The following is a 26,546-nucleotide window of genomic DNA, read 5'->3' as shown; positions in this document are numbered from 1 at the left end:
GGGGGCGACCCGAAGGCCGCCCCGACTGGAGATGATGTTCCGACCGGGTTCAGAATTTCTGGGTCAGAGAGATTTTGAAGGTGCGTCCCGCTTCCGTATAGAAGTCGACAGGCTGGTTGACGGTGCTGACGGCATTGGGGTTGACGTCACGGACGCCGACGGCGTTCCAGTATTGCTTGTCGAACAGGTTGTAGACGCCGGCCTGAATACGCAGGCCCTTGGTCTGTTCCGGTTCCCACCAGCCGGTCAGGTTGAAGATGCCGTAACCGGGCGCGTCGTAGGTTGTGGCCACCTTGTCGTCACGCATATGCGAGGAGAAGATGCCGGTGAATTCCGTGCCCCATGTCTCCTGTGCGTAGCCGACGCCGAGGACGGACTTGAACGGCGCCACCGTGCGGATGAATTCGTTGCTGTCTGTGTCTTTGCCATAAGCATAAGCAAGCGACGCATGGGCGAAGAAGCCGTTTGCGAGTTCCTTGCGGACCTTGGCTTCCACGCCGGAGATTTCAACATTGTTGCGGTTGCGATAGGTAAAGAGCGATCCGTTGCCCCTGCCGCCGAAGCCGGGGAACAGCGTCGTCGAGGTCGTGTATTGCTCGATGAAGTTCTTGTACTTGTTGTGGAACAGCGTCAGGCTCCCCGTCAGATCGCCGGATGCGTAATTGGCGCCGATTTCAAAGCCGTTGCTGGTTTCGGGGTTGAGTGCGGAGTTGCCGACCACGGCATAACCGGAGCTGATATTCGAGAAGTTCAGATAAAGCTCGTTGATGGTCGGAGCGCGATAGGCCATCGACCATTGTGCGAAGAGCTGCAATTCCGGTGTCACGTCGTAGGTGGCGAGCAGCTTCGGCGAGAAGCGCGAACCGCTATTGCCGCTTGGCAGGCCGAAGGTGTTGTAACCGCTGTTGCTGGATACCGAGCCATCCGGATCGTAATCGTAGGAATCGAAGCGCAGTCCGGGGGTCAGCCTGAAACCGTTTCCAAACGCGATTTCGTCATCGAGATAGAGGCCAAGGCTCTTGCCGCTCACGTCAGGCATGTCCGACTGTGACGATGAGGTCACTCCGCCTGTGTTGGCATAAAGCGCCTGGCTGAAATCGGTTGTCATGGCGTTGCCGCCGAAGCGCACGGTGTGCTGCACGCCGCCGAGTTCGAAACCGGATTCAAGGCCGCCGACGATGCCGAAAGCGCTGTTGCGCATGCTGTCTTCGCGGATATAGAGCGAGTTGTTGGTCAGCCGGTTGCCAGCGCCGGATTCCTTGGAGAGGCGCGTCCAGTAGAGCGACAGATTGGCTGCATCGATCAGGCTGTCTGTCGACGGCGCTTCATATTCGTAATCGAGCGATACGCGGTCGCGCTCCGTATCCTCGTAGCCGCTGTAGTCGCCAATACGGTAAGTCGATCCCGATACGCTGACGCCTTGCAGGGTTCGCATGTCGCTGCGATCTCTCAATGAATAGCGCTCGGCCGTAAGCCCGATGCGGTGGCCGCCTTCCAGATCCTGGCGGATCTTGAACATCAGGTTGCTTTCGTAGGTATCTGCCGGGTTGGGCTTGGTGCGGCGGGTTCCGTAGATATCGGCGAAGCCCTTATTGTCCGTTTCGTTGCCGCGCTTGTAGGAGCCCTGGAACAGAACCGAGGTGTTTTCGATCTTCTTTGCAACGGCGAGCGATCCGCCGACGCTTCTGTCCTCGCTGTCATAGGTGGTCTTGGCAACACCGCCCCAGTCCTTGCCTTCACCGATCAGGTCTTCCGGCTCAAGCGTGCGCAGAACGAGTGCGCCGCCAAGGGCGCCGGAACCGATGCGGCTGGAATCGGCGCCGCGTACAACGTCAACCGTGGAAAGCGATGAAAAATCAAAGCTCGAACTGGTATCACTCAGGGTCGTCGTGGCCTGTCCCTGACGGGCGAAATTGTTGAAGAAGGGAACGGGAATATTGTCGATCAGGGTCACGACACGGGCGCCGCCCAGACCGCGAATGAACAGGCCGCCGGGCCTGCCGGGCTTGGCATCCACATAATCGGCACCCGGCTCGGTGGAGTTTCCGAGGTCCTTGATGCTGCCGATGTCTTTCTTCCTGATGTCTTCCGCCGTCGTCTGGCTTGCAAGCGGTGTGTCGGCGGCTGCATTCGCGCTTTTGACGCGCTTGCCCTTGACCACGATCTTCTCCAGAGTGGTGGTGTCGTTGGTCTGCGACGCGGCATCCTGCGATTGCGCAGGTCCGGCAAAGGGCAGAAGAGACATGGCAGTGCACAAAAACAGCGCCGAATGTGTGCGCGAGATGGACATTAAATACCCCCGGATAGGCGCGCGCAGAAGCTATGGCGCGCAAAAACGCGCCGCGCTTGCTGTCGCGGCTGAAACTGTTTTGATTTGTTACGGGCAAGCCGATTGCTGAGGACTAAAAAACATGATCATAACTGTCAACATATTATATATGACTTTTATCATCATGTTTTAAAGCATAACGGTGCGTGGCAAAAATGTGACGCTCCGTGAGACTGCATCCGGATCGGTGGAGAGGCCCGAAAATGCCGGGTTCCGGCCAAAGTCCCGACATTGACGCTTGCTAGGATATTCGCAGCCAGTTTAGATGGCGGAAGAATGCATGTTCCAACAATATACGAAAAAGTAATCGGATACGGAAATGAAGTCACTTGAACTGCTCGTCGAGCGGATCATTCTCTCCAGCCGCTGGCTGCTTGTCGTGTTTTATCTCGGGCTCGTTGCGGCGCTGGCGGTTTATGCATTTTCCTTCGTGCTGAAGTTCCTGAAGGTCGCCAAAAACGTTTTCACTTACGACGAATCGGACATGATCCTCGCCATGCTCGGGCTGATCGATGCGGCGCTGGTCGCGAGCCTTATCGTCATGGTGATGATCTCCGGCTATGAGAATTTCGTCAGCCGTTTCGATGAGGCGGATGACGAGGTTTCGTTTCTGGGCAAGCTTGATGCCGGCAGCCTGAAAATCAAGGTCGCATCGTCGATTGTGGCGATTTCGTCGATCCACCTGCTACAGATATTCCTCAACGCCAGTCAGTATACGGACAGCCAGTTGATGTGGTTCACCATCATCCATCTGGCCTTTGTCGTCTCGGCGGTCATGCTCGGTTTCCTGGAGAAATTGATGGCCAAGCCGAAGGATAAACCCGAAAAACCGGCACTTTAGTCAAGGTGGTCCGCCCGATATGAAGGTTGCAACACTGTTTGCCCATGCCGCCTGGTCGTCGCTTCTGGGTGTCCTGCGCCCACCGCCGGGTGGCGCCTGAATGCCAAAGACGGAGCGCCAGGCCAGACTTTGCCGCGACCTTTCGGCTGCCATTGACAGACCCCAATGGCTGGCGGCGCTGCAGCAGGTGATGCAGGCGTTCAGTTATTCCTACGTGACCTTGCTGAAGCTGCCGAGCATTCGCAATGCCTATGCCCTGCCGATAGTGGTGGAAAGCAGCCTGCCGGTGTGGGTGGTGAATGCGATGACCCGGGACGGTGAACTTGCAGATTGTCCCGTCATAAAGCGCGGCGCTTCATCGATGATGCCGCAATACTGGTCTCTTGACGATAAGGACATCAACTGCGGCTCGCTGCTGGAAGTCTCAACCCTGCTGCGCGGCATGGGCATCACCTCCGGTCTTCTGGTGCCGGTGAACGGCATGGACGGAAACCGGCATCTGATGAATTTCGCGGGCGATTGCGATGTCCTGTCGCAGGGTTCGCTGAACGAGCTGTGCATGATCGCCCTTCACGCCCTGGAGGCCTATGACCGGCTTTGTCGTGCAGGCTCAAAACTCCCCTCACCACTGACGAAGCGGGAACTCGACGTGGTCCGCTGGACTGCGCAGGGCAAGACCTCCGTGGAGATTGCCGAGCTTCTGTCCATCTCGGAGCACACCGTCAATACCTATATGAACAACGCCATTCGCAAGCTCGATTGCGTCAACCGCGCGCAGCTGGTGGCCAAGACAATACGCCTTGGCCTGATAAGCTGATTTTCATGCCGGTCCAAGCCGTTGACTTACCTGTCGAGAACGGAGCGAAGCTCGACGAGGTTGGAGCGAACGCGCAGAACATAAAATCCCATGGTGGCAAGGTGCGAGGGCATGATCCAACCGCTTTCGTCGCCGTTGGAAATGATTGCCGGCTGGATGCGTAGCGCCGCACGGGTCTGCCCCAGGGTGTCATTCCACAGATTGGTCAGATTGCGTTCGCGAATAACCTGCGCGAAGTCCGATCCGGCTGCCGACAGCACGCCGTAATAACCATAGAGCTGGCCATAGGCGAACCAGAAACGGTCGTCGGCGCGAGTGTCGAACCAGCCGCCATTATAGTTTTCCGAACGCTCGCGCAGAATGGCCGATGTCGAGCCGATATCGCCGGCAATGCGGTCGATGAACTGGATGAGGTTATCGGCGCGGGTATCGAAGACGGCCTTGCAGGCGGTGAGTTCACCGTTAAATGCCTGGAAGCTGCGGATGGCGGCGCGATAGTAGCTCGGTGTCGGTGTTTTGGGGCCAAACGGATCGAGGCCGAAATACCAGGAATATTCGCTGAACTGCATGTTCCCGCGCGCTTCCTGGAGATTGTTGTTGATACCGGAGGTTCCGCGAACGCGACCGAGCGTATCCACCAGTTCCACCGCGGTGCGGCGCACCGCCTGGTTCACGCCGCGCTGGAAGGACGCCTTGTTGTCCAGAAATGGCGTGCTGTCCCAGTCCATGCCGAAAAGGCCGAGACGATAGAGCAGCATGGAGGAAATCCATGCATTCTGATTGACGTTGAAATCGGTAAGGTCGGCGGCGGCATCGACGATGGCTGAGCGCTGGCATACCGGTGCGGAGGTGTTTGCGGCAGCACCGGTGGCGCCGGCGGCGGCCGTGGGTGTTGCAGCCGGCAATTCCTGCCCGGGCGGCACCGCGCGTTCGGCAAGCTTGTAACGGGAAATATAATCCGGGTCGAAATTCGTCCAGACCTGCGTTTGCCAGAAGAAGTATCCGTAAAAGCCGGCCAGAAGGATGAGCACCAGAGCGATCGGACCCTTGATGATCCAGTTGCGGTCGCGGTACCAGCCGTGGGCGGCCATGAAAGGCCACAGAAGCCAGGCTACGACGAGACCGGCGGCCTTGCCGATGGCGTTGAAGGCTGCCTGAATCAAAGCGGTTATCCGGTCGATCATGTCGTCATAGTCTCCTCTGCCCGTGGGGCTGAACGCCGGAAGGAACAACCGCGTTTCGGCCATGCGCCTTTTGGCGCTTCGCAACAACCGCGGTCGTTTACTGTCTTCCAGATATGTCCCTACCCACCGGGATACAACATGATTGCGAAACTTTTCTCAACCTGCGGTCCGCGCGGCTCGTTCCCGAGTTCCTGGACTACGCGCGGAGCATGTATCGCCTGGACAAGGTGACAGGCGGTTACAGACCGAGCTTGGCAATTTCGGCGTCCAGCCGCTCCCGCGCCTTTTTCGGCAGCTTGCCGGTCTTTATGGCATCCAGATTGGCCGGTGCGGCATCGCCGACCACAACGAGGGCGACCATGCCCATGCCGAGATGCGGCGTGCATTTGACGACGTATGCGCCGTCCTTCTCGACGGTCAGTTTCACCGTCTCGTTCATCTTGCCCTTGAAGTCCGCAACGCCCTCGGGAAGCATTTCCTTGACGGCAGCCGCATCATGACCCTTGTCGACGGGCACGAAGGAAATGACGTCGCCGACAGCTGCCTTGACGGTTGCCGGTTCAAAGACCATCGCCTGGCCATCGCTGCCCTTGTTGAGCATCTTCACCTCGATTTCGGCCGACAGGGCGGGAAAGGCAAGGAGGGCAGCAGCGATGGCAAGGCTGGCGACGGTGGCAGTTTTGTTGTGCATATCTTTTGCTCCTGAGAGAAAGCACATCCACGCGAATGTGTCCGCATGGTCTTAGCGCAGGAGCAGGGGAGCCATCCTTGCGAAAAATCAAATGCGGCAACCGGCCGCAGACGGTCAGTCGCCCTTGACCGTTTCGACCCAGTGGCGGCGGCAGAAGGAGACGTATTTTTCGTTGCCGCCGACATCGATCTGCGCGCCTTCCTTGACCACATTTCCTTCATTGTCGAAACGGGCGACCATCGTCGCCTTGCGGCCGCAATGGCAGATGGTGCGGATTTCGCGAAGCTCGTCGGCAATGGCGAGTAGTTCCCTGGAGGCCGGGAAAAGCTTGCCCTGAAAATCCGTGCGCAGGCCGTAGGCCATCACCGGAACGTTCAACCGGTCGGCAATACCGGCAAGCTGCCAGACATGGTGTTCGGACAGGAAGTTGGCTTCATCGATGAAAACGCAGGCTACGGGCGCTTCGGCATGCAGGGCCTCCACTTCGGAGAAGATATCGGTGTTTGCGTCGAAGGTCCGTGCGTCGGAGGACAGGCCGATGCGCGACGCGACCCGGCCGAAGCCGGCCCGGTCGTCAAAGGCGGCCGTGAAAATCAACGTGCGCATGCCGCGCTCGTGATAATTATAGGATGCCTGTAACAACATGGTCGACTTGCCGGCGTTCATCGCCGCATAATTGAAATAGAGTTTTGCCATCGTCCACTCCCTGTACACCTTCGCGTCTTTTGACGGCGAAGGGTCGGGTTGAAAAGTGCCGCAACGGGAAAAACACAGATTTCCGCATGCCGCAGCTGTCCGTATCGCGGACTAAAAAGCCGGAGATTTTCATCGTCGTGTCGCAAACGGCGGGCCAAAGCACGCAAATGCACGCGAGTTGATTGTGTCCGGCAGATATTGATAATGGCAAGGGAACGAAAAAAAGGGAGCAAGCGATGTTTGCAAATAGAAGTCGCTGTCTGGCTTTGGCCGCAGCAATCTCCGTCATGACGTTCAATGCAGCCGGCGCTGCGGAGCCGGCAAGTTGTGGCAAGGTTCGTTTTTCCGATGTGGGCTGGACCGACATCACTGCCACCACAGCGACTGCCACGGTGCTGCTGAAGAGCCTCGGTTATGAAACCGACGTCAAGCTTCTCTCGGTGCCCGTTACCTATACATCCCTGAAAAACAAGGACATCGACGTCTTCCTCGGCAACTGGATGCCGACCATGGAAGGCGATATCGCGCCTTACCGCGACGACAAGTCGGTTGAAACGCTGCGTGAAAACCTGACCGGCGCGAAATACACGCTCGCGACCAATGCCAAGGGTGCTGAACTCGGCATAAAGGATTTCAAGGATATCGCGGCCCATAGCGGCGATCTCGGCGGCAAGATCTACGGCATCGAGCCCGGCAATGACGGCAACCGCCTGATCCTCGACATGGTCGCCAAGGACACCTTCGGGCTGAAGAGTTTCGAGGTGGTCGAATCCTCCGAACAGGGCATGCTGTCGCAGGTTGCCCGCGCGGGGAAATCCGGCGAACCGATCGTGTTCCTCGGCTGGGAACCGCATCCCATGAATACGAATTTCAAGCTGACCTATCTGACCGGCGGTGACGAGGTTTTCGGCCCCAATCTCGGCGGTGCGACGATCTACACCAATGTCCGCAAGGGTTACACCGAGGAATGCCCGAATGTTGGTGTCTTTCTCAAGAACCTGGAATTCTCCCTGCCCATGGAAAACGAGATCATGGGCAAGATCCTGAATGATGGCCTCGAGGGCGAAGCGGCGGCGACTGCCTGGCTGAAGGCCAACCCGGCCGCGATCGAACCCTGGCTTGCCAACGTCAAGACCAAGGATGGCAGCGCTGACGCCTTGCCCGCCGTCAAAAAGGCCTTGGGCCTCTAGGTTGCAGATAACGCATGTATCCGGCCTAACCTTGTAAGCAGGCCGGATACCGCAGGAAATTACGATGTCCTTTGCATGATCTCGGTCCGCGAATTTTTCTCGCATCCGGGGTCACGCGCAATCCCGGTGTCCGGCAATGCTGTTGCCGGCCGTCGTTTCTGCATTAGCGGCATTTCCGGTGAAACGGGATCACCTTCAATGCCTGTTCTTCTTATTTTTTTGCAATTCCGGGCCCAAAACCGTTACGCATTTTTACTGGAATTGCTCTGGTTCACGAAAGGTCTTGTCTTACCGTGGAATGGCTCAGCGCTCCTGAAAACCGCCTGCCCGTCGGCCGATATGCCAAGGAGGCCATTGACTGGCTGACCGGCAATCTCGCTTTTTTCTTCGATTGGCTTTCTTTCATTTTCCAAAGCGTCATTAACGCCCTGCTTTACGTTTTGCAGGCGCCGCATCCGCTGGTCATCGTCGCGATTGTGACGGCTCTTTCAGCCTGGACAAGGCGGTCGGTCGGCATGCCGGTCTTTACGGCGCTTGGTCTGCTGTTCATCATCAATCTGGGGTACTGGAAGGCGACGACGGAAACGCTGGCGCTCGTTCTCGCCTCCAGCGCGGTCTGCATGATCATCGGCATACCGCTTGGAATACTGGCGGCGCGGCGCAAATGGATCTATGCCGGCATGCGCCCGGTGCTGGATTTGATGCAGACCATTCCGACCTTCGTCTATCTCATTCCGGCGCTAGTGCTGTTCGGCCTCGGCATGGTTCCCGGGCTTATCGCCACCGTCATCTTCGCAATTCCCGCGCCCGTGCGCCTGACCCGTCTCGGCATCGTTTCGACGCCGCCGGCGCTGGTAGAAGCGGCCATCGCCTTCGGTGCCACGCCGTCGCAGGTTCTGCGCAAGGTGGAGCTTCCCTTCGCTGCGCCGCAGATCATGGCAGGTCTTACCCAGACGATCATGCTTTCGCTTTCGATGGTGGTCATCTCCGCCCTCGTCGGCGCCAACGGCCTAGGGGTGCCGGTGGTACGCGCATTGAACACCGTCAACATCGCCATGGGCTTCGAAGCTGGGTTGTGCATCGTCATATTGGCGATCGTTCTCGACCGACTTTTCCGCCTTCCCGGCACGGAGCATGATCTATGAGTGATGCAATCATCTTCGGAAATGTCGATATCGTCTTCGGCGACCGGCCCGAGGCGGCGCTGGCGCTGATCGACAAGGGCAGCACGCGTGACGAGATAAACGAGCAGACCGGACTGGTCCTCGGCGTTGCGAATGCCTCGCTTTCGGTAAATGAGGGCGAAATACTCGTGCTCATGGGGCTTTCGGGCTCCGGTAAATCGACGCTGCTCAGGGCCGTTAACGGCCTGGCGCCTGTGGTGCGTGGCAATGTCAGCGTGAAGACGGCGTCCGGTTTTGTCGATCCCTATCGGGCGACGGCGAAGGCGCTGCGCGATCTGCGCATGCATACGGTTTCGATGGTCTTCCAGCAATTCGGCCTGCTGCCCTGGCGAAACGTTGCCGACAATGTCGGTTTCGGGCTGGAGCTTTCCGGGACGCCGGAAGCGGAGCGCAAGCGCATGGTGGCCGAGCAGCTTGAGCTGGTGAACTTGTCCGCCTGGGCTGACCGCAAGGTGGGGGAGCTTTCCGGCGGCATGCAGCAGCGCGTGGGGCTGGCGCGCGCCTTCGCAACCGGAGCGCCCATTCTCTTGATGGACGAGCCGTTCTCGGCGCTCGACCCGCTCATCAGAAGCCGCCTTCAGGACGAACTTCTGGAGTTCCAGAGCCGCTTGAAGAAAACCATCCTCTTCGTCAGTCACGATCTGGACGAGGCATTCCGCATCGGCAACCGCATCGCCATGATGGAGGGCGGGCGTATCATCCAGTGCGGCACGCCGCAGCAGATCGTCAAGCAACCGGCTACGCAATATGTCGCGGATTTCGTGCAGAACATGAACCCGATTTCCATGTTGACCGCCGCGGACGTGATGAAGCCAGGCGTGGACGAACAAAACGGCCGGTTGAACGTGGCCGCCACCGCCCGTCCGACATCGCCGCTGATCGATATCCTCGATGCGCTCTCGAAACATTCCGGCGCGATCGGTGTTGTCGATAATGGCGCAATTATAGGCACGATTTCCGCAGACGAAATTGTGACAGGCCTCACTCGCCACCGCAAGAAATGAGAAACACTCGCATTGGTCGAGAAAACGAAAGGCCTTCCTCACCGGAAGGCCTTTTTGTATTACCTAATGCTGGTATAAAGAAAAAGAATACCCAAGACATTATAAGTTATGCATTAAAATAATTGCGAATAAAAAGCATATTGCAAACTTTGAGAAAATTGCGCAAAGTAAAACTAGATTCTGTACCTCCTTGCTAAATTTAAGGTGGTGTAAGGTAGTGGTCACGAAGCCAGACATTGGAAGACAAGATTTGTGTGCTCAATTTTTGATTGTTTTTTGCTCCAAATACTACTGAGAATGTAGCAGTTTGTTGCTAAAATGACGAAAAACAGGCGAAAGTCTGAAAATTTGATCAAGATGTCCAGGTAAATGATCAATGAAGAATAGTCTTGGAGGGGGACACGATATAAGCAAGATTTAGGTATATACAACGTATCGACTGAATTATAAAAAACACCTTTTGGACCACCTATAATAGCCACCATGACGGTCTTTCCGACTGTCATCAGGAGACTTGAGCGTATGGATAACCAATCTCTGTCGGAACATAGCATCGCCGCTGCAGACTTGCTCTCAGCGATGGCAAATCCCAAGCGCCTGATGATCTTGTGCACGCTGGTGGATACGGAAGTGCCGGTCGGTGTTCTCGCCTCCCAAGTTGGTCTCAGCCAGTCCGCGCTCTCGCAACATCTTTCGAAATTGCGTGCACAGCGGCTGGTGAAAACAAGACGGGATGCTCAGACCATCTATTATTCCAGCAATTCCGAATCCGTCAAAAAAATCCTCGCTTCCCTCGAGGAGATTTATTGCCAGGTGCAGAAGAGCAGCAAGACTGCTGCCGCTTGATCTAACGGCCATCCCACGGCCCGGCGGTGCCATTCCGTTGAAACCGGCGCATGACGCCGGTTTTTTCTTTTTTTGGCGTGTGGCTCGCATTTAATGCGGTGAAAAGTCGCCCGCGCCACTCAGGGCGAAGACGCAGCCTGTATCTGTTGCTTTAGGCGGCTTGCCGCAGCCGCATATCCACCGTCGGCACCATCGACGAAATGCATATGGTCCTTCGAAAGCGGGGAGGGCACGATACAGGTCATCAATGCGGCGTCCTGCTCGTGCAGGCCGAAATAGCAGGTGCCGGAAAGGCGCCCCAGCTCCAGCCGCGCACGGATCTTTTCGAGCCTCTCGGCGTCGATATCAACCGTCATTTTCAGGCCATCGTCGAATTTCCGGAAATCGGTGTTGCTGGCAACCGAGCGACGATAGCGATCCGCATTAAACCGTCCGAGCGACAATCCCGTCATGCCGAGGAAATTCACGAGGAAGCTCTCGCCGAGAATGCGCAGCGAACGGCGCACCTTGCCCCAGCTATCGTGATAGGCCGCACCTGCCCTGGCTTCCAGACCGAGGCCTTCCCGCACGAAGCCCAGTTTCGGCCCATCCTCCGGCACGGGGTGGCCTTGTCTTGCGTCCTGCGTGGCCAGATCGACGAGATCGATGACCAGCTGGCGGAATGCCGGCATATCCAGTGAGGGTCCCGGCATGGCGATGATCGACACTACCTTGCCATGGGTCGCCGGAATGGGGTTCCAGCGGCATGAAAGGCCGGTCAGGTCCGGCCGACCGCCTGTCGCAACCGTAGGCAGGGCATATTGCCCCTCCTTCATCCGCGCCTCGGCCCAGCTGTTGCCGCCGCCCGAAAACATGGCGTAGGAAACATCCTCGCTTGCCTGAAAGCGCGCGACGCGCACATCGAAGCCGTTGTTGCGTATGTCCTCCACCGGAACAAGCGCCACACGCATCGAAAGATCGAGATCGTCCTCCACCCAGCGCTGCACGTTCGAAAGGGCGGTGCGCGCAAGGGATATCCCGTTCGGTGGCACCGCAACGGCGGCTCCATCGCCACCGAACACGAAGGGCAGGTCGTGACGCCCGAGGCTGTTCGATATGCCTGAGATGACCGCAGCGCCCGCCATGTTGACGGACTTATATCTGCCGGTGCCGATCGCCCCTGTCGAATCGATGATATCGGCAATGGCCAGCGCCCATCCCGGCGGCAGGGCGCGATAAAGCGCCGGGTCGGCCACGTCTTCGAAATGTCGGAAGACGGGCAGACCCGTCAGAAATTCGTCATCTGCTGTTATCATGCCGCCATTATCCTCCTGCGGCGACCAAACGCCAAGCGTTTACGCCGTTGCGCTCGCCCGTTTCGATGACACGATCGAGGCTGGCCTGACGATAGATTTACCGCGAATAGACCTTATCCAGCAAAGGTGACTTGCATAAGCCATCAAACCTTCCGTATGAGTTGAAATGAAGGCTCGGAATTCAAAAATGGAACGGGTTTTCGCCGGGAGGCGTCCGCGAAGTTTCATTCGGTCGGCGCCCAAGGCGCTCATCGGGGCTGAGACCCCATTTCCAAGGAGACACCAGGATGAAACTGAAGACATTGACCAGCGTGACGCTTGCAGCGTCCTTCGCATTCGCACCGCTTGCTCATGCCGAAATCGTCATCGGCCTGATTGCGCCGCTTACCGGTCCCGTCGCCGCCTATGGCGACCAGGTCAAGAACGGCGCCCAGACGGCAGTCAATGAAATCAACAAGAAGGGCGGCATTCTCGGAGAGCAGGTCGTTCTGAAGCTCGCAGACGATGGCGGCGAGCCGAAGCAGGGTGTGTCGGCCGCAAACCAGCTGGTTGCCGAAGGCATCCATTTCGTCGTCGGTCCGGTCACGTCCGGCGTTGCCATTCCGGCATCGGACGTGTTTGCTGAAAACGGTGTCCTGATGATCACCCCCACGGCGACCTCGCCGGGCCTGACGAACCGTGGCCTTACCAATGTTTTCCGCACTTGCGGTCGGGACGACCAGCAGGCAGAAGTTGCGGCGAAATACGTTCTTGCCAAGCTTAAGGACAAGAAGGTCGCCATCATTCACGACAAGGGCGCTTACGGTAAGGGTCTGGCGGATGCCTTCAAGACCACGCTGAATGCCGGTGGCGTTACCGAAGTTCTCTATGACGCGCTGACACCAGGCGAAAAGGATCTCGGCGCGCTGACGGCCCGCCTCAAGTCTGAAAATGTCGATATCGTCTATTTCGGCGGTTACCATCCGGAAGCCGGTCTTCTGGTGCGTCAGTTGAACGATATCGGCGCCAAGGCTGCCGTTATCGGCGGTGACGGCCTGTCGAACAGCGAGTTCTGGAACATCGGTGCCAAGGCTGGTGAAGGCACGATCTTCACCAACGCCTCCGACGCCCTGAAGAACGCGGATTCCAAGGCTGCTGCCGAAGCTCTAAAGGCCGCCAACATTCCTGCGGAAGCCTTCACCCTTAACGCTTACGCTGCCGTCGAAGTGCTGAAGGCCGGCATCGAGAAGGCTGGAAGCGCAAAGGATTCCGAAGCGGTCATCACGGCTCTGAAGAGCGGTGACGCTTTTGCCACGGCGATCGGCAAGGTCACCTATGGCGAGAGTGGCGACCTGTCGTCGCAGGCTTTCTCGCTCTACAAGTGGCAGGACGGCAAGATCGTCGCAGCCGAATAAGGATCAGGCGTACCGGCCGCATCCGTTGCGGCCGGTACCATCTCCGTTGCGTGACTAGGGGCAAGCACAATGGGCAGTGACCTGGACGCCCGGGATGCAAGCGTGGCGGGTGGGGAAAACCTTTCTCACATTGGCTTTGCGCGGATATTCCCGATTCTCAGAATTTTCGATGAGGCCAAGGCGCGGGAATTCTATGTTGATTTTCTCGGTTTCAAGGTCGACTGGGAACACCGCTTCGGCGAAAACTTCCCGCTCTACATGCAGGTTTCGCGGGCCGGAATGGGGCTTCACCTCAGCGGCCATCATGGCGACGCGACGCCGGGCTCCAATATCTTCGCCACCATGCACGGCGTGCATGCCTTCCAAAAAGAGCTGGTCGGCAAAGACTACCGCTTCCTGAAGCCTGGTGTCGAAGAATTGCCCTGGGGCGATGTCATGGAAGTCATCGATCCATTCGGCAACCGTATCCGTTTCTGTGAGCAGAAAAGCGAGGGGTGACGTCTTCGACGTGACCTCATGGGTCTTGACCTCGGCTGCGGTTTGAACGATAGGAAGCGCAAATAACGAACCGCGTGCACGGAGACCCCGTGCGCGCGGTTCGTGCGTTTTGGCGGTCAGTTCTGCAATTCGTTCGCATCCGCACCGGGGGCAAAAAATGAACACTGAAGGCAATGCACTGGTAAGGAAGCTCGCATTCTGGGGCATTCCACTTTCTTTCGGCGTGCTTGGCCTCAAGCTCGTGGCTTGGTGGGTCACAGGGTCGGTAGCGCTGCTGTCGGACGGTCTGGAATCGACCGTCAACGTTGTTGCGGCCTTCATTGCCTATTTCGTCATCCGTTATGCGCAGAAGCCCGCAGATGACGATCACCAGTTCGGCCATCACAAGGCGGAATATATCTCGGCTGTCGTCGAGGGCGTGCTGATCGTCGTCGCCGCACTTCTCATCGTGCAGGAAGCCTGGGGTGGTCTCTTCAACCCGAAGCTGCCGGAAGCGCCGGTTCTCGGTCTTGCCATCAACGCGTCAGCGGGCGTCATCAACGCCGTCTGGGCGACAATCCTCATCCGCGTCGGCCGGAAATACGCTTCTCCCGCCCTCAAGGCGGATGGTCATCATATCATGTCGGATGTCGTAACGTCGGCAGGCGTGCTGGTCGGCCTGGTTCTGGCGCTTCTGACGGGTTACGCCATTCTCGATCCGCTGCTCGCCATTCTGGTGGCCATCAACATCCTGTTCCAGGGATCGAAGGTCATTTTGCATTCGCTCGGCGGGTTGATGGACCGGGCGGTGGAACCGGAAGAAGACGAGGCGATCAAGAAGGCGATCGCCGAAAATTCCGTCGGCATCATCGGCGTGCATGATCTTAGAACCCGCCGCGCCGGTTCGGCCGCCTTCATCGATTTCCACGTCGTTGTTCCCGCCCCGATGACGGTGCGGGAGGCGCATGATATTTGCGACCGCCTTGAAGATGCCATAAGGGAAGTCATACCGGGTGCCAGCCTTGCCATTCACGTTGAGCCGGAAGGCGAAAAGGCGCATGGCGTCAAAGTGATCGTTTGAATAAGCAGGAGTTTTCCATGTCCGTGACGGATGTTTCCAGCCTGTCGCAGCTGGGCGCGAAGGTCGATACGCCCGAGAGCCCGGAAAAGGCCATTCTCGAAAAGGTGCCGAACGGCAATGCCGGTACCGATTACGTGGTGCGGTTCACAGCACCCGAATTCACCTCGCTTTGCCCGATGACCGGACAGCCGGATTTCGCCCATATCGTCATCGACTATATTGCCGGTGATTTTCTGGTGGAATCGAAGTCGCTGAAGCTGTTCCTGCAATCCTTCCGCAACCACGGCGCATTTCACGAGGATTGCTCGGTCTATATCGCCAGGCGGCTGGTGGAGTTGTTGCAGCCGAAATGGCTTCGCATCGGCGCTTACTGGTATCCGCGCGGCGGTATTCCGATTGACGTTTTCTGGCAGACCGGACCGGTGCCCGAGGGCGTGTGGTTGCCGGATCAGGGTGTGCCGACCTATCGCGGCCGCGGCTGATCCGGCTTTTCACGGTTGAAAACGTTCAGGCGAACGACCCGTCGTCGCCTTGATCGAAATCGTCATCGGCGCTGTCGTCGTAGTCGGCCTGCTGGACATCGTTACTATTGTCCGGCTGGGAGGAACTGTCGCCGTAGTAGTTGTTGATGACGGTTTCTTCGACCGGTGCATTGTTGCCCAGCGGATTGCCGCCGCCGAATGGCGAGCCAATGCCGAGCGACGATGCATGGTTGCCGAAAATACCGCTCAGCGAATTGGCGAGCAGCATGCCGCCGGCAACACCTGCAGCAGCGCCGAGCGCACCTTGCAGGAAACCGCCGCCGGAGCGTCCGGCTGCTGCGGGTTGCTGGCTCCAGAGGCCACCGGGCTGCTGATCAGGTGCGCGGCCGGCTGGTGAGCCCCAGGGACCGGCTGTCTGGCCTGCAGTATCGTTGCGCCATGATGTCTGGGGCGGTGGAGAAACGGGCGCCGGAGCAGGTGATTGCTGTTGGCCGGTGCCGAAGATCGAACTCAGAAAACCACCCTGTGCGGCTGCTTGCGGGGCCGCATTACCGCTTTCCAGCGCATGGATGCGGTCTTCGAGCTGTTGGATGTGTGCTGCTGCCGCTTCCAGACCCTTTTCCTGAACAATCACCGCCTGGGCGAGATAATAGGGGGCTGCGGGCTGATCGCGCACGGCATCTGCGATCAATATTTCCGCCTCGCGGTCGCGCGGAGTGGCGGATGCGGCTTTTGTCCTGTCGAACAGGGCCTTGAGAAGTTGGCTTTCTTCCGGTGACATATGATGCCTCCTTACCGTGAAGCGGAAATCAACGATAAGGAGGTAGGTCCAAATTCAGGCTTTTCAAAGCGGCCGAAACTTTAAATTTCGGTAATGATCGTCACCCGCCGAAGGCAAGCGAAAGGCCCGCTATTGCCGTCAGCGCGCCGGCGGTACGGCTTGCGGCCGAGCCGAAACGGGCAATGCGCAGGCCAAGCACGATGCCTGCGAGATGCAGGATCGCGGTTGCTATCATGAAACCGATGCCGAATTGCAGGGCGCCGGCGCTGCCGAGTTCACCGCCATGGGCATGGCCGTGGAAAAGGGCAAAAGCGCCGACCACGGCCGCAGCGGCTGCCGTCGGCAGCTTTGCCGCAATCGTGACCAGCAGGCCGAGGCCGATGACGGAGGCCAGGATGGCCGGTTCGACAAACGGAAGGCCGATGCCATAAACGGCCATCAGGAAACCAATGGCCATGGTGCCGACGAAGGCGGCAGGCACGATCCACAGCGCCTTGCGGTCATTCTGCGCCATGGCGATCTGCGATGCCCAGAGACCGACGGCAACCATTGCCAGAATATGATCCGCACCGAAGAAGGGGTGGGAGACGCCAGCCATGAAGGAGCCGTGTTCTTCCGGGTTCAAATGGGCGAAAGCGGGCAGGGCGGTGGCGCCGAGCGCTGCGGCAGCAAGGCTTAGTCTTTTCAGCATGATTCCCTCTTTTGATTATCGCCGCCAGCAAGGGGATCTTGGGGTTCCCGCAATCGGCGGCACTGCAATGAGGACCTGACGATACCGCGAACCCGGAGAGGCTGTCCATGCGTCATCTGCCGGGGGCGATGTTTATTGTTGGGGCGCAAACCTTGCCTTTTTTGCTCATTGCCTTACGTAACAAGTCGCACTATGTCCGAAGGGCATGCATGAATTACGCTGGAGAGCCGCTGATGAACGAAGACGAAGACGACAAGAGCAAGGAACTGCCGATCGGCAAGGAAACGGAAGCGAATCTTTTCAAGTCGCGTTCGATCTTCATCTATGGTGGCATCACGCAGGAACTGGCGCAGAAGGTCTGCACGCAGCTCGTGGCACTTGCCGCCGCCAGCGACGACGACATTCGCGTTTACGTCAATTCGCCGGGCGGCCATGTCGAATCGGGTGATTCGATCCATGACATGATCAAGTTCATCAAGCCGAAGGTTTATATCATCGGTACGGGCTGGGTCGCTTCCGCTGGCGCGCTGATCTATGTTTCGGTGCCGAAGGAACGTCGCCTTTGCCTGCCGAACACCCGCTTCCTGCTGCACCAGCCCTCCGGCGGCACGCGCGGCATGGCATCCGACATCGAAATCCAGGCCCGCGAAATCATCAAGATGAACCAGCGCCTGATCAAGATCTTCGCCAAGGCCACCGGCCAGAGCGAAGAAAAGATCGCCAAGGACATCGATCGCGATTACTGGCTCGGCGCTGAAGAAGCCAAGGGCTACGGCCTCGTCGGCAAGATCGTTGAGAGCCAGTCGGAAGTCTAAGGTTTTGATTTTTAGTTGAGAGAGCCCGTGCCGGTGGAAACCGGCACGGGCTTTTTTCATTCAGGCCGGATGATACGTGCCGCTTCCGGTCATGTGCACTGAATGTTCGGCCGGCATCACTTCATCGTGTTGCAGGCCTTCATCATGTCGGCTTTTTTCATCTTGTTCATTTCCATGTCAGCCTTGTGCATGCAGTCCTTTTTGGATGCCATGGACATGTCGCTTTTTTTCATCGTCTGCGTCTTCATGGTGTCGTTGTGCATTTTCGTCATATCGGTTTTCATGCCGTCGGCATGGGCGATGCCTGCGAAAGAAAGAACAGACAGCATGGAAGCGGTGGCGATGGCGGTAAAAATGCGGGTCATGAAAGATCTCCTCTGGACGTCATTAAATGTCCGCCGGCGTTGCACCGGGGCTCACGATTGTCCATTCGGTGGGGGCCCGTGTGTCGTTACACGCTCACGCGTTTGTGAAATCATATTCGGGCGAGATTCTTTTCACGCCATTATGTAACAATATCCCGCCGATTGCGAATAACCCGATAGTGACGATGACAGGCAGCCTTTCGGAAGAGACATTAAAAATGCTGATGCTGCGTTCCCTCGATGGGGACGAGGGCGCTTACAGGCATTTGCTCCATGCCCTACGCAGGCTGCTGACAGCCTATTTCGACCGGCGCATGAGGACCGCTTCACGGGGGGATGTGGAAGATCTCGTTCAGGAAACCCTGTTGTCGCTTCACGCCAAACGCGAGACCTATGATCGAGCAAGGCCTTTTACCGCCTGGTTCTTTTCGATAGCGCGCTACAAACTCATCGATCACTACAGGGGCAGGGGTGCGCGCCAGCTTTCGGAAGTGGAACTTGATGAGACGCTGGAAGCGGGATCGTCCGTCGATCAGGTCACGGCACGTATGGATGTGGAACGGTTGCTCGACGAGTTGCCGCAGCGGCAACGCGACCTCATTCGCAGGGTAAAACTCGAGGGTCAGTCAATCGCCGAAGCGGCCCAAAAATCCGGCCAGACCGAGCTTGCGGCGAGGGTCGGCATTCACAGGACGCTTAAAATGCTGGCGGCAAAGTTGCGAGGCGAAACGTGAGGAAGACGGAAGACATCATTGAACAACTGGCAAGCGGACTCAAGCCCGTGCCTGCCTTGTCACTGGAGCGTCGGCTGGCGCTGGCCGTCCTGCCCGGCCTTGGCGTTTCGCTGTTGCTGATGCTTGCCATTCTCGGGCCGCGGGTCGACATGCACGACGCCTTGACCGAGCTGGGTTTCTGGATCAAGTCCGCCTATAACGCCCTGCTGGCCCTGACTGCGTTTTTCGCGGTCGGCCGCCTTACCCGCCCCGAGGGGAACAGCGGCTGCCTTTTCGTTTGGCTTGCGCTAATTTTCGTTGTGATGGCGGCGATAGCGCTCGTACAGCTGGGGTTTGCCTTTCCGGACAATTACAGGACGCTTGTTCTGGGGTCGTCCGCGCTGCATTGCCCGTTGTTGATCGTCGCTTTCGCGCTTCCGGTATTCCTGGCGAATTTTTCAGTTCTCAAGCGCTCAGCCCCGGCTGATCCAGCCCTGGCAGGTTTTGTGGCAGGCATTGCGGCGGGTGCAGCCGGAGCCTGGGTTTATTCCTGGTTCTGCACCGAAAACGGCATGGCTTTCGTGCTGATCTGGTATTCGCTTGGCATTTTCATCACCGGCCTTATCGGCGCTTTTGCCGGTTCGCGTTTTCTGCGCTGGTAAAAGGCGTACCTGTTCAGCCTGCGGGCATCTTGCCAGCGGTTGGGTTTTTTGATCTTCAAGGGAAACAGAAGATCCGGGAACCGCCATGTTGATGAAAGATTTTTCCATACAGAGCCTGTTCATGGGGTGCCTGACCGCCTTTGTCGGCTTTGCCAGTTCTTTCGCCGTGGTGTTGCAGGGCCTGAAGGCTGTCGGTGCGACGGATTTCGAGGCGGCGTCTGGGCTGATGGCGCTTTCGGTGGCGATGGGGGTTTGCGCGATAGCGCTTTCAGTCGCGACGCGGATGCCCGTCAGCATCGCATGGTCGACACCTGGTGCAGCCTTGCTGGCGACCACGGGCGTGATCGAGGGCGGTTTTCCGGCCGCCGTGGGCGGGTTCATCATCTGCGCCATATTGATCATCATTGCCGGCCTGTTCCGGCCGCTCGGAAAGGCGGTGGCCTCCATTCCAGCGCCACTTGCCAACGCCATGCTTTCCGGGGTCATCATCGGCCTGTGTTTTGCGCCGATCAAGGCGATCGGCTTTAACCCGGCCCTCGGATTGCCGATCATTCTTGCCTGGATCGTGGTGGGAGCCTTTAAACGACTTTTCGCCGTGCCTGCGGCACTCGCCGCTTTCGTGCTGGTGATGATCTTCGGTGTCGATATTCCGGCGGGGGCGCTTGACCGTGTGGCGCAATCGCTGACGCCTCCGATGGAGTGGGTGACGCCCGTCTTCAGCCTGCACGCCGTCATTTCCATCGCGCTGCCGCTCTTCATAGTCACCATGGCGTCACAGAATATTCCCGGTATCGCAGTGTTGAAGGTCAATCACTACGATCCGCAGCCCGGACCGCTTTTCGCGGCGACCGGCTTCTTCTCACTGCTTTCCGCACCCTTCGGCGGCCATGCAGTCAATCTTGCCGCGATTACGGCGGCGATGTGCGCTGGCGAGGACGCCCATCCCGATCCGAAACGGCGCTATTGGGCGGCGATCATCGGCGGTGTGGGCTACATCGTCTTCGGCCTGCTGGCGGGCGCGGTCACGGCTTTCGTGGCACTGGCGCCGCCTATCCTCATTCAGGCGGTGGCGGGGCTTGCACTGGTGGGCGCCTTTTCCGGCTCTGCCGTTGCGGCTTTCAAGGATCCGGAAACACGCGAGGCTGCGGCGATCACCTTCCTCATCACCGCCTCCGGCCTTTCCTTCGCCGGTGTCTCCGGTGCCTTCTGGGGGCTGATCGGTGGCGGGTTGATGATGGCTTTGACTGGTTTCGTAAAAGGATTGAAGAGACAATAGCCCTTGCATCCAAATATTTCGCCGATTATAAGCTTGCCCATGAGCAACAGCATCGCAACCATTTCCGGCATGAGCGCGCAGATTTCTGCGATTGCCTCTCCGTGCGGTGCACTCTCGCTTCTTAGCCTCGACCTTACACGCGGTTGCCGGGTCCAGTGAGGAGCGCCCGGCGGCCGAAAGCCCGCTGGCGCAAACGCTCCTCATCTCGAAATCTCATTTTATACTGGATTTAGGCCCTTGAGGGCCGCGCATCCGCCGATGGCTCGAGAAGCCCGCGGAATGCGCAAGGAGGAAGCGAAATGGACGGCAAGATCACCAATATTTCCAAAGGCATGTCGGACGCGAACGTCAAGTATCGCCCTTACCCGACCATCAATATTCCTGACCGCACGTGGCCGGGCAAGACCATCACCAAGGCACCGATCTGGTGTTCGGTGGACCTGCGTGACGGCAACCAGTCGCTGGTCAACCCCATGGGCCACGACCGCAAGGCCCGCATGTTCAAGCTGCTGCTCGAAATGGGCTTCAAGGAAATCGAGATCGGTTTCCCTTCCGCTTCGCAGACGGACTTCGATTTTGCCCGCTGGTGCGTGGAGCAGGGCAATGTGCCTGAGGATGTTTCCCTGCAGGTGCTGGTGCAGTGCCGTCCAGAACTGATCACCCGCACCTTCGAAGCGCTGGAAGGCGCCAACAAGCCGATCATCCACTTCTACAACTCCACCTCGGAATTGCAGCGCCGCGTGGTATTCGGCAAGGATGTACACGGCATCAAGCAGATTGCTGTCGATGCCGCCAAGATGATCACCGACATGGCGGCCAAGGCCGGCGGCGGTTTCCGCTTCGAATATTCTCCGGAAAGCTTTACCGGCACCGAGCTGGAAGTGGCGCTGGAAATCTGCAATGCCGTGGTCGAGGTGGTGAAGCCGACGGCGGATAACAAGCTGATCCTGAACCTGCCTTCCACAGTCGAAATGGCCACGCCGAACATCTATGCCGACCAGATCGAATGGATGTGCCGCAATATCGACAATCGCGAAAACGTCATCATTTCGCTGCATCCGCACAACGACCGCGGCACTGGCATCGCTGCGACGGAGCTCGCTCTGATGGCCGGTGCGGACCGCGTCGAGGGCACGCTGTTCGGTAATGGCGAGCGCACCGGCAATGTCGACGTCGTGACGCTGGCGCTGAACATGTATACGCAGGGCGTCAATCCTGAGCTGGATTGCCGCGATATTGAGCGCATCAAGGCGGTCTACGAATATTCGAACGAGATGACGATCCCCGAGCGCCACCCTTATGTCGGCGAACTGGTCTATACGGCGTTTTCCGGCTCGCATCAGGATGCGATCAACAAGGGTATGAAGGCGATCAAGGTTGCCAATCACCCGGTATGGGAAGTGCCCTATCTGCCGATCGATCCGAAGGATGTCGGCCGCTCCTACGAAGCGATCATCCGCATCAATTCGCAGTCCGGTAAGGGCGGAATCGCCTATATTCTCCAGCAGGATTACGGCATCAACCTGCCGCGCAACCTGCAGGTGGAGTTCCGCGAAGACATCCAGCGCATCACCGATGAAGAGGGCGTGGAACTGCCGGCCAAGCGCATCTACGAGCGCTTCATGGAGCGTTACGTGACGCAGCCGAATGCGCGCATCAAGTTCGTCGATCACCACACCTATCCGGCGGGCGATTTCAAGGGCGTACGCATTGTCGCCGCCGAAATCACCGATAACGGTGAGGTGAAGCGCATCGAGGGCAAGGGCACCGGTCCTATCGACGGGTTCATCAATGCGCTGTCGGTCTATCTCGGCATCGATCTGTCGGTGAATGACTATTCCGAGCATTCGCTGCAACATGGGTCCAATGCTTCCGCCATTGCCTATGTTGAGATGGAGCATCCGGGCGGAAAATTGTTCGGCGCCGGGGTGAATACGAATATTGTTGGCGCTTCGCTGGAAGCGATTGTTTCGGCGGCCAATCGGGTGCTGGAAGAGCGAGCTAGGTAAGTGGGGGTTTGAGGGTGGGTTTTACCCCCCTCTGTCCTGCCGGACATCTCCCCCACAATGGGGGAGATCGACCTGAGGTACGGTCTCGCCCATCTCAACGTTCAGAATGAATTGACGAAAGAGCGTCTTGCTGATCTCCCCCCTTGTGGGGGAGATGCCCGGCAGGGCAGAGGGGGTGAGCCACAGACTCTAACCTCAACACTCCGGAGTTTATCCCCCCAGCCGCTAAAACCCCAACGGCCTACCATTCTCATAAAATACCCTGATATCTTCAAGCCCGATACCCGTTCCGGTGTCGTTGAGACTGTGGCGTTCGCAGGCGACGTTCCAGGTGCCGGGGCCACCGGAAATATGGAAGAGATTATAGGCCGTGCGCGGTTTTTCGCCGCCCGGTCCCTGGCTGGCGGAGGCGATGCCGACGACCGGGATGTGCTGTTGCCCGTGGTGAGTATTCAGCCAGTATACGGTGTTCAAATGGGTGTGGCCATGCAGCACGAGCTCGGCGCCGCCAACGCCAAGCGCTGCCGCGAAACGGCGAATGCCGAACATGCGCTTGTGCGCAGCCGCCGCACCGCGGATCGGTGGGTGATGGATCATCACCACGCGGAACAGCCCCTGTTCACCGGCTTTTTTTAAGAGTTCCGCGGTTGCGCGTGCTTGACGGTTGCCGAAATAGCCGGTGGCCGAGAAGGGCGGCGTTGCAATCGAGGTGGAGCAGCCAATCAGTGCGACGGGACCGCGCACGCGCATGTAGGGGAAAATCTTGCGGTCATCGTCCCATTCCGCCGGGTCGCCATCGCCACGCACATAAGGATACCAGGCGCGCATGGCCTTGTCGTGCGCGCCGGAAACATAGGCGTCATGATTGCCGGGAACGACCGAGATCTTTTCAGGGTCGCCGACTTCTTCCAGCCAGTCGGCGGCGGCGCGAATTTCAATGCCTGTCGCAAGATTGACGAGATCGCCGGTAATAGCCAGATGATCCGGCGATTTGGCTTCGAGATCATCGAGCAGCTTTTCCAGCGTGTCGGTGAAAAGGTGCTTGCGGCGGTTGCGGTGCCAGTTGACGAAACCGGTGATACGCTTGGATGCAAGTTCCCGGAAAGTAAGTTTTGGCAATGGCCCGAGATGGACGTCTGAAATATGCGCAAGTTTGAACATGGCGGCAGAGATAACCTATGATATGCGGCACGTCCAATAAAAGCCTGCCGGCAAGGAGAAACCAGGGTGAATGACGAGAGAACCGAGCGGCAGGCCCGTCCGTTCCACACGCGTATCCTTATCCGCCTGCTTCATTTCGTTTTTCTGTTCACACGCGGTGCCACCCTCGGTGTACGTGCGCTCTGCTTCGATGATGCGGGACGGATTTTTCTGGTGCGGCATACCTATCTGCCCGGCTGGTATCTGCCCGGCGGCGGGGTGGAACGCGGCGAAACGCTGCTGATGGCGCTCAACAAGGAAATCCGCGAGGAAGGCAATCTCGAGGCTACGTCGACCCCCGAGCTTGTCCATGTCTACCTCAATCTGGAAGGCAGCAACCGCGATCATGTTGCGCTCTACCGGCTTCAGGTCACCCAGACCACGCCGAAAACACCGGATCATGAAATCACCGAAAGCGGTTTTTTTGATCTCTCGGACCTGCCGGAAAATGTGACGCCCGCCACCCGCCGCCGCCTTGCCGAACTTTCCGGCAAGGCGGCGATTGCCGACTACTGGTAGCGGCGGCGTCTCTGCCGTTAGGCAAGCGTCTCACGGCTATGGGCCATGGTAAGGTCCAGTTCCGGGCCAACGGGCACGATACCTGTCGGGTTGATGGTGAGGTGGCTGCGGTAATAATGTTCCTTGATGTGGCGGATATCGACTGTGTCCGGCACGCCTGGTGTCTGGTAGAGGTCGCGGAGGTAACCCGTGAGATGCGGGTAATCGTGAATGCGGCGGATGTTGCACTTGAAGTGGCCGACATAAACAGGGTCGAATCGCACCAGCGTGGTGAAGAGACGCCAGTCTGCTTCCGTCTGTTCTGCACCGAACAGGAAACGGCGGTCCTCCAGCCGGTCTTCCAGCATATCAAGCGTTTCAAACACCTTCACGGCATTTTGCTGATAAGCATCCTGGGTGGTGGCGAAACCGGCCTTGTAGACGCCGTTGTTGACGGTGTCGTAGATAACGTCGTTCAGCGCATCGATGTCGGCGCGCAGTGCTTCGGGATAATAATCCGCCTCCGATCCGGTGAGGTCGTTGAAGGCCACGTTGAACATGCGGATGATTTCGGCCGATTCATTGGAGACGATGGTGCCGCGTTCTTTGTCCCACAGTACCGGCACGGTCACCCGTCCCGAATAGTTGGCATCCGCTTTGGTATAGACCTGCCACAGTGTGGAGAAGCCGAAGAGGTGGTCCTCGGTCGCACCCGGAGTGCGTTCGCCTTCCGGTCTGAACTCCCAGCCGTTTTCCAGCATCAGCGGATCGACGACAGAGACGGAAATCAGGTCTTCCAGCTTTTTCAGTTTACGGAAAATCAGGGTGCGATGCGCCCAGGGGCAGGCGAGCGACACGTAGAGGTGGTAGCGATCCCTCTCGGCCTTGAAGCCACCTTCGCCGGAAGGTCCGGGCGCGCCATCCACCGTTACCCAGTTGCGAAATTGCGAGGCGCTGCGCTTGAAGTGCCCCTTGGTTTCCTTGGTGTCGTACCAGACGTCTTTCCATACGCCTTCCACCAGCATGCCCATGACGATCTCCTTGATTGTTTCCTTAACCGCAATTCTAACCGTTTAGCGCGGTGCCGCGAACCCGTGGCGCATTGAACAATGCGTTTCCGGTCTTGCATGGGCTGAATGGGATAGTGCCGAGATTTGTTCTGGACGGGTGGGAATTTTCCTGATAATTGCGATTTTCACAAATCTGAGGAAATCGTAGATTATGATCGAAACACGGATGCTCCGACGACGCTGACGCTCCTGAACGCCTTTACCGGCGCAGCCGTCATCTATTGTCGCATCCGCATTTTGGAAGTTTCGGTCTCTTCATGTCCAAGCACGATCTTGTCTACCTTACCGAGGACGCGTCGCACGACGCCATCATCGAAATCATCAACGAAGAAGCATTCGGCCCCGGTCGGCACACCCGTGCCGCCGCGCGCATTCGCGAGCAGGGTCCGCATGACCGGTCGCTGTCCTTCGTCTGCGCCGATGATGGCGAGACGATCGCTTCGGTGCGCATGACGCCGGTTTTGGCCGGTGGGGTGAAAGGCCATATGCTCGGCCCGCTTGCCGTGCGGCCTTCGCACAAGAACATGGGCATCGGTCGTGAACTCGTCCGGATTGCCATCGCTGCCGCCCGGCGGAAGGGTTCGGAGGCCGTCATTCTGATCGGCGATCCGCCCTATTACATGCCGCTTGGTTTCGAAAAGGTCGCCTACGCCGCGCTTGATTTTCCAGGCCCGGTGGATCCGAACCGGGTGCTGGTCGTGCCTGTTGGTGACGACGTGCACCAGCGGCTGAAGGGCAAGATCGGCTGGCGCAAATGCGAGGCCGCCATGCCTGCAGCCCAGGCGGAAGACGACGGCTTCGAAGAGCCTCTTCGGGTTTACGGCTGACGGATTTCGTTACGTCGGATTTCCCGCCCTTCACCAGTGCGCACTTTTTCCCTCATCAAATACGACTGACTTGATGAGGGATGGGGTGTTGAGTCGACCATATTGGTACTGGCCGGTTATTTCGCTAA

At 58.2% G+C, this 26,546-nt stretch carries 27 protein-coding genes; 17 read left to right on the top strand and 10 right to left on the bottom strand.

Features of this window, described 5'->3' with window-relative positions; all coding sequences use genetic code 11:
* Nucleotides 1-49 precede the first annotated feature (49 nt).
* Nucleotides 50-2,290, bottom strand: a complete 2,241-nt coding sequence (locus tag G6L97_RS09345; protein ID WP_111783606.1) for a TonB-dependent hemoglobin/transferrin/lactoferrin family receptor — start codon at nt 2,288-2,290, stop codon at nt 50-52.
* A gap of 358 nt (nt 2,291-2,648) precedes the next feature.
* Between G6L97_RS09345 and G6L97_RS09340 the strand changes: the two genes are divergently transcribed.
* Together G6L97_RS09340 and G6L97_RS09335 are read left to right on the top strand one after the other, a co-directional pair.
* Entirely contained in the window at nt 2,649-3,170 is a 522-nt protein-coding gene (locus G6L97_RS09340) for a TIGR00645 family protein (RefSeq protein WP_013636634.1), read from the top strand.
* Nucleotides 3,171-3,270: 100 nt separating this feature from the next.
* Nucleotides 3,271-3,987, top strand: coding sequence for a helix-turn-helix transcriptional regulator (locus G6L97_RS09335; RefSeq protein ID WP_013636633.1), 717 nt, complete (start codon nt 3,271-3,273; stop codon nt 3,985-3,987).
* A gap of 26 nt (nt 3,988-4,013) precedes the next feature.
* Here the strand turns inward: G6L97_RS09335 and G6L97_RS09330 are convergent, their stop codons facing one another.
* The 3 genes from G6L97_RS09330 to G6L97_RS09320 all read right to left on the bottom strand — a co-directional run bounded on the left by G6L97_RS09330 (nt 4,014) and on the right by G6L97_RS09320 (nt 6,558).
* Nucleotides 4,014-5,171 (bottom strand): DUF2333 family protein, encoded by a 1,158-nt coding sequence (locus tag G6L97_RS09330; RefSeq protein ID WP_111783646.1) that lies wholly within the window; start codon nt 5,169-5,171, stop codon nt 4,014-4,016.
* Nucleotides 5,172-5,409: 238 nt separating this feature from the next.
* A complete protein-coding gene (locus G6L97_RS09325) occupies nt 5,410-5,862 on the bottom strand; it encodes a pseudoazurin (protein WP_003513601.1) in 453 nt (150 codons plus the stop codon).
* Between the two features lie 114 nt (nt 5,863-5,976).
* Complete coding sequence (locus G6L97_RS09320) at nt 5,977-6,558, bottom strand: thymidine kinase (protein ID WP_111783605.1); 582 nt, start codon at nt 6,556-6,558, stop codon at nt 5,977-5,979.
* 287 nt (nt 6,559-6,845) lie between these two features.
* Here G6L97_RS09320 and G6L97_RS09315 point away from each other — a divergent pair, with 287 nt between their 5' ends.
* The 4 genes from G6L97_RS09315 (at nt 6,846) to G6L97_RS09300 (ending at nt 10,782) form a co-directional block, all read left to right on the top strand.
* Nucleotides 6,846-7,748, top strand: a complete 903-nt coding sequence (locus G6L97_RS09315) for a choline ABC transporter substrate-binding protein (RefSeq protein WP_233283658.1) — start codon at nt 6,846-6,848, stop codon at nt 7,746-7,748.
* A 293-nt stretch (nt 7,749-8,041) separates the two neighbouring features.
* Nucleotides 8,042-8,893, top strand: a complete 852-nt coding sequence (gene choW / locus G6L97_RS09310; protein ID WP_003513593.1) for a choline ABC transporter permease subunit — start codon at nt 8,042-8,044, stop codon at nt 8,891-8,893.
* A complete protein-coding gene (choV, locus tag G6L97_RS09305; protein WP_003513591.1) occupies nt 8,890-9,936 on the top strand; it encodes a choline ABC transporter ATP-binding protein in 1,047 nt (348 codons plus the stop codon). Before choW ends, choV begins: the two co-directional genes overlap by 4 nt.
* Before the next feature lie 522 nt (nt 9,937-10,458).
* Nucleotides 10,459-10,782 (top strand): ArsR/SmtB family transcription factor, encoded by a 324-nt coding sequence (locus G6L97_RS09300; protein WP_003513586.1) that lies wholly within the window; start codon nt 10,459-10,461, stop codon nt 10,780-10,782.
* A 119-nt stretch (nt 10,783-10,901) separates the two neighbouring features.
* Here G6L97_RS09300 and G6L97_RS09295 read toward each other — a convergent pair whose 3' ends face one another.
* The gene (locus tag G6L97_RS09295) at nt 10,902-12,077 is read right to left on the bottom strand and encodes a DUF3095 domain-containing protein (protein ID WP_013636630.1); all 1,176 of its coding nucleotides are present in this window, start codon (nt 12,075-12,077) and stop codon (nt 10,902-10,904) included.
* A 287-nt stretch (nt 12,078-12,364) separates the two neighbouring features.
* Here G6L97_RS09295 and G6L97_RS09290 point away from each other — a divergent pair, with 287 nt between their 5' ends.
* The 4 genes from G6L97_RS09290 (at nt 12,365) to queF (ending at nt 15,511) form a co-directional block, all read left to right on the top strand.
* The gene (locus G6L97_RS09290; RefSeq protein ID WP_013636629.1) at nt 12,365-13,471 is read left to right on the top strand and encodes a branched-chain amino acid ABC transporter substrate-binding protein; all 1,107 of its coding nucleotides are present in this window, start codon (nt 12,365-12,367) and stop codon (nt 13,469-13,471) included.
* 69 nt (nt 13,472-13,540) lie between these two features.
* On the top strand, nt 13,541-13,969 hold the full coding sequence (locus tag G6L97_RS09285; protein ID WP_111783604.1) for a glyoxalase superfamily protein: 429 nt from the start codon (nt 13,541-13,543) through the stop codon (nt 13,967-13,969).
* Between the two features lie 157 nt (nt 13,970-14,126).
* The gene (locus G6L97_RS09280) at nt 14,127-15,029 is read left to right on the top strand and encodes a cation diffusion facilitator family transporter (RefSeq protein WP_003513576.1); all 903 of its coding nucleotides are present in this window, start codon (nt 14,127-14,129) and stop codon (nt 15,027-15,029) included.
* Nucleotides 15,030-15,046: 17 nt separating this feature from the next.
* Nucleotides 15,047-15,511, top strand: coding sequence for a preQ(1) synthase (gene queF, locus G6L97_RS09275; protein WP_013636627.1), 465 nt, complete (start codon nt 15,047-15,049; stop codon nt 15,509-15,511).
* Nucleotides 15,512-15,536: 25 nt separating this feature from the next.
* Here the strand turns inward: queF and G6L97_RS09270 are convergent, their stop codons facing one another.
* Both G6L97_RS09270 and G6L97_RS09265 read right to left on the bottom strand, forming a co-directional pair.
* Complete coding sequence (locus G6L97_RS09270) at nt 15,537-16,292, bottom strand: DUF2076 domain-containing protein (RefSeq protein WP_065659138.1); 756 nt, start codon at nt 16,290-16,292, stop codon at nt 15,537-15,539.
* A gap of 100 nt (nt 16,293-16,392) precedes the next feature.
* Nucleotides 16,393-16,983, bottom strand: a complete 591-nt coding sequence (locus G6L97_RS09265) for a HupE/UreJ family protein (RefSeq protein ID WP_003513569.1) — start codon at nt 16,981-16,983, stop codon at nt 16,393-16,395.
* Nucleotides 16,984-17,216: 233 nt separating this feature from the next.
* Between G6L97_RS09265 and G6L97_RS09260 the strand changes: the two genes are divergently transcribed.
* Nucleotides 17,217-17,798: an ATP-dependent Clp protease proteolytic subunit gene (locus tag G6L97_RS09260; RefSeq protein WP_003513567.1), complete on the top strand. Its 582-nt coding sequence runs from the start codon at nt 17,217-17,219 to the stop codon at nt 17,796-17,798.
* Between the two features lie 116 nt (nt 17,799-17,914).
* Here G6L97_RS09260 and G6L97_RS09255 read toward each other — a convergent pair whose 3' ends face one another.
* Nucleotides 17,915-18,163, bottom strand: coding sequence for a pentapeptide MXKDX repeat protein (locus G6L97_RS09255; RefSeq protein WP_025594191.1), 249 nt, complete (start codon nt 18,161-18,163; stop codon nt 17,915-17,917).
* 218 nt (nt 18,164-18,381) lie between these two features.
* Here G6L97_RS09255 and G6L97_RS09250 point away from each other — a divergent pair, with 218 nt between their 5' ends.
* From G6L97_RS09250 to leuA, 4 genes are all read left to right on the top strand, one after another.
* A complete protein-coding gene (locus tag G6L97_RS09250) occupies nt 18,382-18,897 on the top strand; it encodes a sigma-70 family RNA polymerase sigma factor (RefSeq protein ID WP_162686701.1) in 516 nt (171 codons plus the stop codon).
* Nucleotides 18,894-19,538: an NrsF family protein gene (locus tag G6L97_RS09245; protein WP_111783603.1), complete on the top strand. Its 645-nt coding sequence runs from the start codon at nt 18,894-18,896 to the stop codon at nt 19,536-19,538. Before G6L97_RS09250 ends, G6L97_RS09245 begins: the two co-directional genes overlap by 4 nt.
* Nucleotides 19,539-19,626: 88 nt before the next feature.
* Nucleotides 19,627-20,814: a benzoate/H(+) symporter BenE family transporter gene (locus G6L97_RS09240; RefSeq protein WP_174002868.1), complete on the top strand. Its 1,188-nt coding sequence runs from the start codon at nt 19,627-19,629 to the stop codon at nt 20,812-20,814.
* Nucleotides 20,815-21,113: 299 nt separating this feature from the next.
* Nucleotides 21,114-22,823 (top strand): 2-isopropylmalate synthase, encoded by a 1,710-nt coding sequence (leuA, locus tag G6L97_RS09235; protein ID WP_111783602.1) that lies wholly within the window; start codon nt 21,114-21,116, stop codon nt 22,821-22,823.
* 225 nt (nt 22,824-23,048) lie between these two features.
* Here leuA and G6L97_RS09230 read toward each other — a convergent pair whose 3' ends face one another.
* Complete coding sequence (locus G6L97_RS09230) at nt 23,049-23,984, bottom strand: metallophosphoesterase family protein (protein ID WP_111783601.1); 936 nt, start codon at nt 23,982-23,984, stop codon at nt 23,049-23,051.
* A 66-nt stretch (nt 23,985-24,050) separates the two neighbouring features.
* On the opposite strand from G6L97_RS09230, the gene G6L97_RS09225 reads away from it, so the two are divergent.
* A complete protein-coding gene (locus G6L97_RS09225; RefSeq protein WP_111783600.1) occupies nt 24,051-24,542 on the top strand; it encodes an NUDIX domain-containing protein in 492 nt (163 codons plus the stop codon).
* Between the two features lie 17 nt (nt 24,543-24,559).
* Here the strand turns inward: G6L97_RS09225 and G6L97_RS09220 are convergent, their stop codons facing one another.
* Entirely contained in the window at nt 24,560-25,552 is a 993-nt protein-coding gene (locus G6L97_RS09220) for a glutathione S-transferase family protein (RefSeq protein WP_111783599.1), read from the bottom strand.
* Nucleotides 25,553-25,848: 296 nt separating this feature from the next.
* Between G6L97_RS09220 and G6L97_RS09215 the strand changes: the two genes are divergently transcribed.
* Complete coding sequence (locus G6L97_RS09215; protein ID WP_013636617.1) at nt 25,849-26,418, top strand: GNAT family N-acetyltransferase; 570 nt, start codon at nt 25,849-25,851, stop codon at nt 26,416-26,418.
* Nucleotides 26,419-26,546: the final 128 nt, after the last annotated feature.

Source organism: Agrobacterium tumefaciens (genome assembly GCF_013318015.2).
In the GTDB taxonomy this organism is placed as follows: domain Bacteria; phylum Pseudomonadota; class Alphaproteobacteria; order Rhizobiales; family Rhizobiaceae; genus Agrobacterium; species Agrobacterium tumefaciens.
The sequence above is the reverse complement of the archived record's forward strand: the minus strand, read 5'-3'. Positions and strand labels throughout refer to the sequence as shown.